Here is a 13,301-nt window from a genome sequence, read left to right as displayed (position 1 = left end):
AAATATTCTAGTACTAATTTTATTTTAAATTCTTTTGTGTATTTTGGCATACAAAAACCCCTCCATCCGTATTCCGGATTTTGGGGTTCAGGTTATTTCAATGGTTCTATAATAAATGTTGGGTTCCACCTAAACTACAACATTTATTATAGAACCATTTTATTAAGTTAAATCTTCAAATTAGATTTAAATAAAACGATTGTATTAATTTGAAGCTAAGTTTAAGAGGTGAGCAATATGTTGAAGAATTTGAAAAGTTATAATTATAAGCTACCTAAAACTAATGGTGGTATTGAAGAAAACACAATAAATAATAATTCAATAATTATTATAGGGGCAAATGGTAGTGGGAAAAGTAAATTAGGTGCCTGGATCGAAGACCAAGATCAAGATATAGTTCATCGAATTGGAGCACAGAGAAAACTTAATTTTAAGTCTAATTTATCGCTTAGTAATTATGATTATGCAAAGAATAAAATAATTTATGGAACAGATGATGAAGATACAATTAAAAGACATAATAAAGGATTCAGATGGGATTGGGGGAAATCTAAAACGACTAAACTGATAGATGATTTTGATGACGTTTTAGCAGCTTTAATAGCGATGTATAACAATGAAACATCAGTATATTTTAAAAATTGTCAAGATGCGGAAAAAAATAATTCTGTAAAGCCTAACACTCCTCTAACTGTTATCGATAAACTAATGGAAATATGGAATAGTATATTTCCACAAAGACATCTTTTGTTTGAAGAGTCTAAGTTTTATGCCTATGAAAGTAGCAAGCGTTCTGAAAAGTATTCTGCAAACCAAATGAGTGATGGAGAAAGATCGGTATTATACTTAGCTTCTCAAGTTTTAGCTATTCCTGAAAATAAAACTTTGGTAATCGACGAGCCTGAAATCCATCTTCATGGAACAATAATGAATGAGTTGTGGGAAAGCCTAGAAGAATATCGCTCTGATTGCTTGTTTATTTATATAACACATGATACAAATTTTGCTGCTTCTCATAAAAACTCAGAAAAGATATGGATAAAGAATTATGATGGGGAAAATTGGAATTTAGAAAAAATAATTTCATCTGACCTTCCAGAAAAGTTGCTATTTGATATTTTAGGGTCACGTAAAAATATTTTGTTCGTAGAAGGAGAAGAGAATAGTTTTGACACTCAATTATACTCTATCTTATATCCTAACTATTTTATTATTCCTTGTGGAAGCTGTATGCAGGTAATTATGAGAACAAAATCCTTTAAATCAACTCAAAATATCCACAATTATAATGTCTATGGAATAATTGACCGTGACTTTAGAACGGAATATGAAATAAATAAATTAGCAAAAGATAATATTTACACGCTAAAAGTCTCTGAAGTAGAGAATTTATTTATTATAGAAGAACTCATCAAATTTTTAGCAGATTATTTAGCCAAGAATTTTAATTATGTATTTAATAATATTAAAAATTATATTATTAAAGAAAGATTTGGTAATCAGATTCGTAGTCAGGTTAATAAAAACGTGGTATCTCAGATAAAACATGAATTATCTATGGCTGAAATTTCTGAAATAAATACAAAAGATAGTTTCACTAATATTATTAAAAGTATTAATGATGAAAGTATTTATGAAGAAACATTAAATTCATATGAAGAAGCATTGAAAAGTAATAATTACAATAAAGTGTTAGAAATGTTTAATGAAAAAGGATTAGCTAAATCAATAGGCCATCATCTTAGTTTAAAAGACAATGATTACTTAAATACAGTTATTTCTATTTTGCGAAATAAGGAACAAGAGGAAGTATTTGGAATATTTAAAAACTATGTCCCAAGGCTTTCGGATTAAACATTGATATAAACTTAGTTCGGAACAGTTATAACTTCTCCGATACTGGGACTGGGACGGGACTAAAAATTTGAAAATGTCCTATAATTAGGTGGATTTGGTGATACTCTAAAAAATAGAATCTAGTATTTTGAATGGTTTGGGATATATTGTACGTTTGGAAAAGAAGAATGGGAATAATAGCTACATCTAAGGGTGACCGATGCTAAAGCATCGGTCATTTTTGGTATGAAACAAATCTGAGTCCGAAACACTAAGCGAGAAAATTTCAAGTGAATTTTCAATGACAAGGATATAAATTTATAAATTCATATTGTACAAGAATCAAGTATATGATAATATAGTCCAATAATTAAAATATTTAAACAGGAGGATTGATATATGTTGTCCAAAATTAAATTGTGGTTTTTTAATCATAAGAATTTTTTAAGGATGTCAAGATTTTTAATTTTAACAGTGTCGCTTCTTTTAGTTACCTGGATTTTTGATCATCAATATATTTCAATTAAATCTTATATTCCCAAACAACTATTGTTGTCGGTTGAAGTTTCGGTAGATTTTCTTTCTAATATATCTGGAATATTTTTAACTATAAGTACTTTTTGTTTTACAATTATTGTCACTGTACTTAATAAATATAGCAGTAGTATATCACCTAGGATGCTTCAGAGTTTCATAGATAGGACTGGAGTTCTTGGTTTATATGGTATATTTGTCAGTGGTTTTTTCTATTCAGTAATCAGTATCCTATTATTGCAAGATATTGCTCCAGACCAACATGTTATCGCTGGAAGTCTTGGAATTGCTTATTCCATAATTGCGATGCTAAGTTTTATCGCTTTCTCAAGACAGGTTCTTGATAATCTAAAAGTATCAAATATTATAGAAAATATTTTTAATGATTGCGAGAAACTTATTGATAAAGAGGTAGAACTAAGAAAAAAAGCTAAGCATTATGAAGTAGATGACGAATCTACAAAGTTATCAATTGTAGCTGAGAGTTCAGGTTATTTATTTGAAATAAAAGCAGATGAGATTTTTAAAGAGCTTAATGGCATAAAAGCAGAACTTGCTATAAACAAGAGAATTGGTGAATACACAACCAAAGGCGAAACCTTAGGGGAATTAAATATATTCCAATGCGAGTTGGATGATAATGATAAAAAAGAATTAAAAGAAAAATTAAGTCCATTGTTTATAATAAATGCTTACAATAATAGAGAAGAAGATTATCACCGTGGAATTGTAAACTTAACCGAAATCGCGAATATGGCCCTAAGCCCTGGCACAAATGATCCAAATACTGCAATAATGTGTATAAATAAAATGTCATCATTGCTAGGGAAACTATTATCTGCAGGCAATCATTTTATAATCATGAAAGAGGACGAAAATGTAAAAATAATTTATCAAAGTTATTCTGTGGAGGATGAACTATATCTTGGTTTCAGCCAGATAATTTCCTATTCAGCAGGTGATCCATTGGTTACCAAAGCGATTTTACAAGGAATTTTTATAATATACACAATGGCAGATATAAGTGCTAAAAAAAGCATAAAAAAATTTTTTGATGATAGCTATGAAATTTTAATAGAAAATTTTACTCACGAAATTCATTTGGATAGTTTTAAAAGAATAAAAAACAACATGGAAGAGCACGTAAGTTTATAGGAAAATTAGACAATGTTTTTAAAAAATAGAAAATGATTCCAAACTAAAAAATCTATATGATAGATTTGATAATTACAAATCTACAAATTTATAATTCTAAGGTACTGGGACTGGACCAAAAATTTGAAAATGTCCTATAATTAGATGGATTTAGTGATACTCTAAAGAATAAAATCTAGTATTTTGAATGGTTTAGGATACATCGAACATTTGGAAAAGAAGAATTATTGATTAAAGGATAAGCGTAGGCTTGTCCTTTTTACGTGGGAAAAATGTTGTACTAGGAATGAAATAAACTCATTAAAATAGTCACGGTGAATATTTATGATATAATATTTTGATGCTAATAATTATTTTACGTTGATATCTGAATACATATTTTAATAAATCGACTTAGAAAACATATTGGAGGGACAATGAAGCTGCTTGTAATTTTAGCATTTGCGATAAATTTTGTATATAATTTCAAATGCAAACAACAAAACAAAATAAACGTTAAAATTCAATCGAAAATAATACTAATTATAAGTGTATTTGCTATTGTAGTTTTTGTTATTTGCTATAAATTTGAAAACACATTACTGGGCTATCTTGTTGCTATATTTGCAACAGCTTCAATTTATTCATCAGTATTCTATCAAGGAATTTCTGAAAAAGGAATCAATATCACGATGAATGCAACTACTATATTAAAATTTGTGAGATTTGACGAAATTAAGAAAATAAATATAGAAAAGAAAAATGATAATTTAAAAATAAAAATATACGTATATGGAAATACATTTATTCAAATTTACGATATAGATTATGAAGATGAGATTAGATATATATTTAAGCAAAGATTACGCTAAAATCATTGGATTTTTACTATGTTAATTTTAGTTTCTTGAGGCAACGGCAGGAATTATTGTATTATTGTGGCATAGAAAGAAGGGTAAAAAAATGTTGAATGAAAATATTAAATCACTAAGAAAACAAAATGGATTGTCACAGGAACAGTTAGCTAATGAAATGCATGTTGTCAGACAGACAGTTTCAAAATGGGAGAGAGGATTGTCCGTTCCTGATTCGGATTCTTTGATAAATTTATCGGAAATCTTACACACATCTGTAAGCGTCCTATTAGGTGAAAATATAGAAGAAACACAACAAACAGAATTAGATAAAATATCGGAAAAACTCGAAGAAATTAATATGCAATTTTTCGAAAATAAACAAAAGAAAATTACGATTTACAGAAATATATTTATCGCATTCGACGTGCTAATTGTGGTTGTGTTCATAGCATTGTTTTTTATGAAAAGCAGCTATTTACAATGGGACACGACAGACTCAAACACAGCAGTAATGAAATTCATATTGCAAAGTTTCGAATGGGGATTTGTCAGAATAGCACCACTACTTCTTGTGATTTGCACAATTTGTGCATATATTTTTAATAAGAAATTAAAACAACGTAGTGTGATATAATTAGCATATTTCAGAAAAAATGGTAGACAATTTCCATTTTTCAGTAAACATAATATCAAGAGGAAAAGGAAAAAGTGCAGTAGCAAGTGCGGCATATATAAGTGGAGAAAAAATAAAAAATGAATAGGACAGAGTAACCTACGACTATACAAGGAAAAAAAGTATTAGTAAAAAATATAATATTGCCTGATCACATACCAAAAGAATTTAACGATAGGTCGACCTTATGGAATAAAGTAGAAATTGCAGAAAAAAATTCTAATGTACAATTAAAAAGACAATTAATAATAGGACTACCCAAAAAATTATCTTTAAGTGAAAATAAAAACCTAGTCGAAAAATTTATAAAAGAAAATCTAACATCACAAGGAATTATAGTAGATTATGCAATTCATGATTAGAGTCAAGACAAAAATGGGTAATAATCTTATGTAGGTTGAAAGTTTTACTATGCTAAGAATAGATTTTTTACGAAAATTGTTACTTGCCATAAAGCTTGGTAAGGTTCTAATTCTAATGAAGGTGATGGCAAAATTATGAAAGAAAAACTCATTATTAAAAAATTAAGAGAAGATAGCAGAAATGAAATCTACACAAATAGAGGAATTAACCCAATATTCCAGCTAAATCCAAAATCAAAAATTTTGATAATTGGGCAAGCTCCTGGGGAAAAGGTTGAAGAAACTGGTATTTTATTTAATGATAAGAGTGGGGAAAATCTTGTCAAATGGTTGGGTATATCGGAAGACGTCCTCCATAGTGAAGATTTTTCTATAATTCCAATGGATTTTTATTATCCTGGAAAGGGGAAATCGGGCGACAAGGCTCCTAGATCTTTTATTGCAAAAGAATACCATCCACTATTATTAAATGAATTGAAGGATATAAAGTTAACCATTTTGATAGGAGCCTATGCTCAAAAGTTTTATTTGAAGGATAAATTTAAGAAAAATTTAACTGAAACAGTAAAATCTTACAAAGAATTTTTGCCAGAATATTTCCCAATAGCCCACCCAAGTCCTCTAAACAACAGGTGGATAGCAAAAAATCCTTTTTTTAGAGAGGAGGTCTTGCCTGAGTTAAAGAAAATTGTAAAAAAGCTGAGATAAATTGTGTTTGTAAAAATTTATTGTATACCATTTTTTATGGTAATGGTCATTAACAAGGAGAGATAATATGAAAAAAATAAGTGCGAATATTTTAGACGGCAAATTTGAGCATTTGGTGGATGAGGATAATTTACAAATAACCCACCTACAAATCAAAAAGGGCGATGAAATACCAAGTCACAAGTCAGATAAAAGTGTAGTAGTTGTAATTTATAAGGGCAAGGTAGATTTTAAGGGAGAGAACGGAAATCAGATAATAATCCCAGGTGATATAATCACAATGGATCCTAATGAAATCCATGCTCTTAAGGCTCTTGAGGATAGCGATTTGATGGTTATAAAAGTAAAAATTTAAGAATATATTTAGCTAAGATAGGCAGGTGGTTATTTTATCAACCTGCCTTTAATTTTTACATATTTAAGCAAAAATTTGAGGCATCATATATGAAAAAAGACTTAGTTTTATTGAAATCACAGACGTTTTACGTTTTATAAGGATAATTATCTTATTTTAGAAAGATATCGTGCTTGGAGATTATTTTATGCAGGTGTAAGACGGTATTATTGTTGGATTTTCCAAAATGAACCTGGAGTTAACTAATATTTAGGGAAGATTGTTGCTAATGGTTTTATTGGTATCCATATCCATGGTTACGATGGCAAGTATTTTGTCCACACTTACAACACAATGACAGGACTCCACCTAAAACAACAAGAAAGAAAGGTGTAAAATGTGAAATTATTAGAATACAATGCACAATATATTAGATTAACAGATATAAAGGGGATTAGCTATGATGGGTATGCACACTATTGTGCAAAAGATGATTATGAAGTCGAAGAAGATGGTCTAGAGATGAGAGTTGATAGAGATATTTGGATTTTCTACGAATCAGATATTAAATCAATTGAAATATTAGACTAATTAAGCAAACTACTTTGATTTATACAGTAATATATTAAAGGTGCTTTTTTATTGTACACTTAAGTGTGTTGATCGAATTATATCAGAGAATAAAACCACCTCTTATGTAGATATAAGATGTTAGATTTAGATTCAAGCAAAATAAAATCTCATTAAAAAAATATAAATATGTAAGGAGGAATTTTTGTATAATAATTTTTAGGTTGTTAGGATTTTTGATTTTTGGGTATATATATTTTAATAATATAAGAGAAACGTTGCGGTCATTTTGCAAACGATATTATAAATATTGTTTGGCAAATTTATTTATCAATTTGCGTATTAAACTATGCAATAAAAATGCAAATGTTTTCTTATAAATAATAGGAGGCACAATTATGAAATCTTATCCAACAAACAAAATCAGAAATCTTAGCTTGGTTGGGCATAGTGGAAGTGGAAAAACTCAACTCACTGAAGCATGCCTATACTTAACCAATGTGATTAACAGAGTCGGAAAAGTTGAGGACAAAAACACAGTTTCTGACTATTCTAAGCAAGAAATGAAGAGGGGTATTTCTATATCCAGCTCTGTTATTCCAATCGAACACAATGACATAAAAATCAATTTCATAGACACTCCGGGCTATTTTGATTTTGAAAGAGAAGTGTATCAATCACTAAGAGCATCTGAAGCGGCGCTTATTGTTATTGATGCTGTTAATGGTATAGAAGTAGGAACAGAAAAAGTTCTTCGTTATACTCAATCAATAGATCTTCCAAGAATTATTTTTGTAAATAAAATGGAAAAAGAAAATGCTAATTTCAACAAATGTGTTAGTGATTTGCACATTAAATTTGGTAATAATATTATTCCGTTCACTTTGACTCTTGGAGAAGGCGAAGACTTTAAGGGAGTTATTGATGTTATCGACAAAAAAGCATATGAATACAATGGTTTCGAATTCAAAGAAGTTCCTATTCCGGAAGATAGAGTGGATGAAGTTAATGTCGTATTCGATGAAATTTGTGAAGTTGTCGCTCAAACAGACGATGATTTGATGGAAAAATATTTCAACGGAGAAGAATTTACTCACGAAGAATTCAAAAAAGCTTTAGTATCAGCACTACTTGAAGGTAGTTGTGTACCACTTATTGCAGGAAGTGCGCTTACAGGAGTAGGTGTTGATGTTTTATTAGAAATTATCGAAAAATACATGCCAACACCTGACGATGAAAGAGCAAAATACGGATTCAGACATGCTGACGACAAGCAACGTAAGTTCTCTGTTGACGAACCAATGAGTGCAGTTGTATTTAAGACAATTGTGGATCCTTTTGTTGGAAAGATTTCAATTTTCAAGGTTATATCAGGTAAAATAACCAAAGATACTTTAATATATAATTCAAGCAAGGAAGTTGACGAAAAAATTGGTGATTTGTTCTTCTTACGTGGCAAGGAACAAATAAAAACCGATGAAGTTCACGCAGGTGACATCGGTGCAATTAGCAAATTGGTTGAAACAGAAACAGGGGATACTATTTCTGATAAGAATGATCCAACTGTTTACAAACGTTTGAAATTAAAACCTGCAACATTATTCTTTGCAATTCAACCAAAATCGAAATCAGATGACGATAAAATTTCTAGTGCATTAACTAAATTGCAAACTGAAGATTTGTCATTTGTATCTGAAAGAAATAATGAAACTAAGCAATTATTAATCGGTGGACGAGGCAATGTTCAACTTCAAGTAATGATGGACAGATTAAAAGACGAATACCAAGTAGAAACAGAAGTTGTTCCATTGAGAATTGCATATCGTGAAACTATCAAATCAAAATCAGACGTCGAAGGAAAACACAAGAAACAATCTGGTGGTGCTGGACAATTTGCGGATGTATTTATTAGATTTGAACCATTGACAGATTCTGAAGAAAACTTTGTATTTGAAGAAGAAGTATTCGGTGGAGCTGTTCCTAAGAATTTCTTCCCAGCAGTTGAAAAAGGCTTGGAAGAATCGTTGGAAAAGGGACCTTTGGCAGGATATCCTGTAGTTGGCGTCAAAGCGATTCTTTACGATGGAAAATATCACCCAGTAGATTCAAATGAAATGGCATTCAAGATCGCAGCTCAAATCGCATTTAAAAAAGGAATTGAAGAAGCGAAACCAATTTTATTAGAACCTATTATGAAAGTTACAATCAAAATCCCTGAAGAATACATGGGAGATGTAATGGGAGATATGAACAAACGCCGTGGTAAAATATTGGGAATGGAATCTGACGAAGACGGTAACCAAGTAGTAATCGCAGAAGCTCCTCACAAAGAATTATTCGAATATTCAATAGATTTGAGATCAATGACTCAAGCAAGGGGAGAATTTGAAATGGAATTTGTGAGATATGAAGAAGTCCCTGCAAATGTTACAGAAGAAATAATTAAAGAACAATAAAATTAGAGATGCCCTTATCGTTTGATAGGGGCATTTTTGCGTGAGAAAAATAAGTGTTGAGATATTAGCGAGAAAGCACAAGGCTTACTTAAGTATATATTAATCTATTATTTATTTCTATTGCAAATACATTTGATTTATTGTAAGCTAATATTGATATTATATATGAAAAATACATACAAGGAGTTAATATGAAGTTAAGGATTTTATGTCTGGTTATATTATCGTCTATTGCTCTGTCTGCTTGTGGGCAAGAAAATTTAAATAATAAACCAGAACAAAAAATTGAGCAAACAAAAAAATCGAAATCTAAGATTATTTCCGATAAAATTATAGATGGTACAATGGTTATTGATTTTAAAGGTAAAGAACAGACATATAAATTTGATGGAGATTGGAAAGCTTTCAGTAATATAGAAAGATCTTTTCAAAGATTGATTTATGGATTTTCTTTTTTAGACGATTTTTTTAATGCGTATGAAGATACAAAGGATATTTCATATATAAAAGAAGGGTATTCATTGATAATTTCTTTTGTAGAGCAAATGGAGTTTGATAAAAGTAAAATGTCATGGCATGATGAAACAACTGCTCTTAGAATGACGAATATTCTAAACTTTATTAAAAAAACTGAACAATTAGATTTTAAATTGTCTAATAAAGATGAAGAATTGCTTGACGATAATTTGAAGAAAACCGCAGAACTTTTTGCATTTACTGATTTCTATTCTGGTAATAATAATCATGGGTTTTTTCAAGATGAAGCAGGTCTTATGTATGCAGTAAAATATGGTAGAGATGACATAAAAGATATATGCAGTAAAAGAATAGAAAAATATATTAAAGATAACTTTGATAATGATGGTGTCCATTTGGAAAATTCATCTGAATATCACTATGTGTTAGTTGCTGAATTAAAAAAAGTTTTAGATAATTATGACGAAAATGTGATTCCAAATTACAATGAATTAAAGGAAATTTACGTAAAATCTGCAGATTTTGCCTACCAAACTCTTCTTCCAAGTGGAATCATACCTAATATTGGTGATTCCTGGTCGATGAAGATTAATCTAAATGATTATTATAGTGAGGATATTTTAAATAATAGAAACACTAACAAAAGACAAACTTATTATGAATCTGGTTATGACATTTACAAAAATATGGACAAAAAAGCTTTTCTTTTGTTTAGGGGTGGTTACATCAAGAATCCTCACCATCATAACGATGATTTGAGTTTTTGGCTATATAAGGACGGTAATATATTTACTGAATTTGGTTCGTATGGATATGAAGAATCTAATCCTCATACAAAATACCAAACAGATTTTGAAGCCCATAATACTTTAATTGTAGACGATGGAAATAAATTTAAGGGTAAGGATGTAAAAATAACAAAAACAGATTCTCCATGGGAAATGTCAGGTGTGACTAAAAGAATTTCAAATATTACTTTCAAAAGGAATATAAGATTTAACAAAGACTTATCAAATATTTCGATAATTGATACTGTAAAATCATTGGACAAACAAGAACATAAATACACTAGACTATTTCACTTAGATCCTTCAATTCAACCTAAAATCAAGAAGAAGTTAGGAAAAAATGTTGTTGAACTTTATAGAGGCGACAAGCTTATTGGAAAGTTAATTACTGAAGATGAAGTGAGTTTAACAGATGATTTTTATTATTCTGTTTACTATCAAAATCCTCCACAAAGTACAAAAGTAATTAAAGTTGATTGTAATGGAATAGATAAAGAAATGAAAGTTGATATTGAATTAAAATAATTATAATAAGTAGAGATGCCCTTATCGTGTGATAGGGGCATTTTTTGTGTGAGAGCGTAAGGCTTGCTAACGTACAAGCAAACATCTCGCTTGTGAAAATCTGGCTTGATCAGATTCAGTAAGACTAGAACTGACTAGATTACGTAGAAGTATTCTTCCTTGAAGTTTTTGTAAAGTGAGAAGTGGTTTTTGTTGTAATCAAGTAGTCCTTCTTTTTTCATTTCCATTAGTTCCTTAGATAGTGCACTTCTGTCGACGTTTAGGTAATCTGCAAGTTCTTGTCTATTAAATGGTATGTCGAATTGGTTGGTTTCTTTTTTTAGGGCGACAGAGCTTAGGTAGACGGATAGTTTTTGGCGAATTTTTTTGAAGGAGGATTGGCAAAGTTTTTGTGATAGTGAATAATTGTCGTTCGATAATATGAGGAGAAGATTTTTGATTAATTTGTCGTTGTAATCGTTGTGATTTGTGAAAATTTGGTTTGTTTTTATGAACAAGATTTCGCAGTCTTCACTTGCAACTACATCTATGATTAATTTTTCGCCACTTATTGCGTAAGACTCTGCTATTATTTGGAATTTATTTCTGTTTGAAAGTATCATTCTACTTCCCCAATAATTTGTGATTTCTAATCTAACTTTTCCTTTGAGTATTAACCCGAATGTGTCTGTTGTGTTTCCAGATTTGTATATGTATTGGTGTTTTTTATAGGATTTTTGGTAAATAAAATTTGAGTTTAATAGTTGTTCGATTTCTTGTTTTGAGAAGTTTTTAAATAATTCTGATTTTAATATTTCCATTTCTACCTCTGGGTTGTTTTAACAACGTACTTTTTCATTAAATTATATTAAACTATAGACATAAAATCAAATGTGGTTTATTATATATGGAAATAAAGGAGAGAAAAATGAAAAATATTTTAGATACAATTGGAAATACAAGACTTGTTAGATTGAAAAACATAGGAAATGGAAATATTTATGTTAAGGTTGAAAAGGAAAATGCAACTGGTTCAATCAAAGACAGAGCAGCTCTTGAAATGATAAAAGGAGCTATTGATGATGGTTCATTAAAACCAGGCATGAAGATTGTTGAACCAACAAGTGGCAACACGGGAATTGCGATTGCAATGATTGGTAAAACTTTGGGCTACGAAGTTACGATTGTTATGCCAGAATCAATGTCTATCGAAAGACGTAAATTGATGCAAGCATATGGTGCGACAATTATTTTGACTGGCGAAGGTGGTATGCAGGCAGCCGTTGATAAGGCGAAAGAAATGGAAGCTACTGGCGAATATTTTATGCCAAATCAATTTGCAAATCCTTACAACACATTGGCTCACGAAAAATACACAGGTCCTGAAATCTATTCTGAATTACCAGAGGTTAAAGGATTTATCGCTGGTGTAGGAACAGGTGGAACTGTTAGTGGTGTTGGTCATTTCTTAAAGGAAAAGAATGAAAATGTAGCTGTGTGGGCAATTGAACCAGAAGAATCAGCGTTGTTAAGCACTGGAAAAGCTGGTGGACACAAAATCCAAGGAATTGGAGCAAACTTTGTTCCAGAAATTTTGGACAAGGATATGGTAGATGAAGTTATCACTGTAAAAGGTGACGATGCTTTGGACATGGCAAGACGTCTTGCAAAAGAAGAAGGACTTTTGGTGGGAATTTCTTCGGGCGCAAACGTATTTGGCGCTTTAAAAATGTTAGAGAAAGTTGATGGTCCGATAGTTACTGTTCTTCCAGACACTGGAGAAAGGTACTTGTCGACTGAATTATTTGAAAATGAGGCTAATTAAAAGATTATCTGAATACGGTGATTTTATTTTAAAAGAAGATCCTGCATGTCGCACGAAATTTGAAGCGTTATTTATGTATCCAATCGTGAGGGCGTTGATTTATCACAGAATCGCAAATTATTTTTATAGAAAAAAGCACACAACTCTTTGACCTGAACCCGTAAACACGGAATAATTTAATAATATTTTAAGCGGAATGTAATCTGTACATAACAGGGGACATTCCGTTTAATTTTGTTTTAA

Annotated in this window: 12 protein-coding genes and 1 pseudogene; 12 read left to right on the top strand and 1 reads right to left on the bottom strand. The window is 30.4% G+C overall.

What is annotated here, in order from left to right:
• Positions 1–237: 237 nt before the first annotated feature.
• From DES33_RS08840 to DES33_RS08795, 10 genes and pseudogenes are all read left to right on the top strand, one after another.
• Positions 238–1,854 (top strand): DUF4435 domain-containing protein, encoded by a 1,617-nt coding sequence (locus tag DES33_RS08840; RefSeq protein WP_094225065.1) that lies wholly within the window; start codon positions 238–240, stop codon positions 1,852–1,854.
• A 381-nt stretch (positions 1,855–2,235) separates the two neighbouring features.
• A complete protein-coding gene (locus DES33_RS08835; protein ID WP_110058746.1) occupies positions 2,236–3,525 on the top strand; it encodes a DUF2254 domain-containing protein in 1,290 nt (429 codons plus the stop codon).
• Between the two features lie 416 nt (positions 3,526–3,941).
• The gene (locus DES33_RS08830) at positions 3,942–4,376 is read left to right on the top strand and encodes a hypothetical protein (protein WP_110058745.1); all 435 of its coding nucleotides are present in this window, start codon (positions 3,942–3,944) and stop codon (positions 4,374–4,376) included.
• Between the two features lie 91 nt (positions 4,377–4,467).
• Positions 4,468–4,995: a helix-turn-helix domain-containing protein gene (locus DES33_RS08825; protein ID WP_110058744.1), complete on the top strand. Its 528-nt coding sequence runs from the start codon at positions 4,468–4,470 to the stop codon at positions 4,993–4,995.
• A 19-nt stretch (positions 4,996–5,014) separates the two neighbouring features.
• Positions 5,015–5,393: pseudogene (locus tag DES33_RS08820) on the top strand (MobA/MobL family protein); the annotation flags it as partial.
• 138 nt (positions 5,394–5,531) lie between these two features.
• A complete protein-coding gene (locus tag DES33_RS08815; protein ID WP_110058743.1) occupies positions 5,532–6,104 on the top strand; it encodes a uracil-DNA glycosylase family protein in 573 nt (190 codons plus the stop codon).
• 67 nt (positions 6,105–6,171) lie between these two features.
• Complete coding sequence (locus DES33_RS08810; protein WP_094225060.1) at positions 6,172–6,459, top strand: AraC family ligand binding domain-containing protein; 288 nt, start codon at positions 6,172–6,174, stop codon at positions 6,457–6,459.
• 378 nt (positions 6,460–6,837) lie between these two features.
• The gene (locus tag DES33_RS08805) at positions 6,838–7,029 is read left to right on the top strand and encodes a hypothetical protein (RefSeq protein ID WP_094225059.1); all 192 of its coding nucleotides are present in this window, start codon (positions 6,838–6,840) and stop codon (positions 7,027–7,029) included.
• A 377-nt stretch (positions 7,030–7,406) separates the two neighbouring features.
• Positions 7,407–9,464, top strand: a complete 2,058-nt coding sequence (fusA, locus tag DES33_RS08800) for an elongation factor G (RefSeq protein WP_094225058.1) — start codon at positions 7,407–7,409, stop codon at positions 9,462–9,464.
• Between the two features lie 191 nt (positions 9,465–9,655).
• Complete coding sequence (locus DES33_RS08795) at positions 9,656–11,254, top strand: heparinase II/III domain-containing protein (protein WP_110058742.1); 1,599 nt, start codon at positions 9,656–9,658, stop codon at positions 11,252–11,254.
• 134 nt (positions 11,255–11,388) lie between these two features.
• Here the strand turns inward: DES33_RS08795 and DES33_RS08790 are convergent, their stop codons facing one another.
• Positions 11,389–12,054, bottom strand: a complete 666-nt coding sequence (locus tag DES33_RS08790; RefSeq protein WP_110058741.1) for a Crp/Fnr family transcriptional regulator — start codon at positions 12,052–12,054, stop codon at positions 11,389–11,391.
• Between the two features lie 107 nt (positions 12,055–12,161).
• Here DES33_RS08790 and cysK point away from each other — a divergent pair, with 107 nt between their 5' ends.
• Both cysK and DES33_RS08780 read left to right on the top strand, forming a co-directional pair.
• Positions 12,162–13,058, top strand: coding sequence for a cysteine synthase A (gene cysK / locus DES33_RS08785; protein ID WP_110058740.1), 897 nt, complete (start codon positions 12,162–12,164; stop codon positions 13,056–13,058).
• Positions 13,045–13,209, top strand: a complete 165-nt coding sequence (locus DES33_RS08780; protein ID WP_227930624.1) for a hypothetical protein — start codon at positions 13,045–13,047, stop codon at positions 13,207–13,209. The genes cysK and DES33_RS08780 overlap by 14 nt, the downstream gene beginning before the upstream one ends.
• The last annotated feature ends 92 nt before the right edge of the window (positions 13,210–13,301 follow it).

The organism is Finegoldia magna, assembly GCF_003182075.1.
In the GTDB taxonomy this organism is placed as follows: Bacteria; Bacillota; Clostridia; order Tissierellales; family Peptoniphilaceae; genus Finegoldia; species Finegoldia magna.
This window is presented reverse-complemented; position numbering and strand designations above follow the sequence as displayed.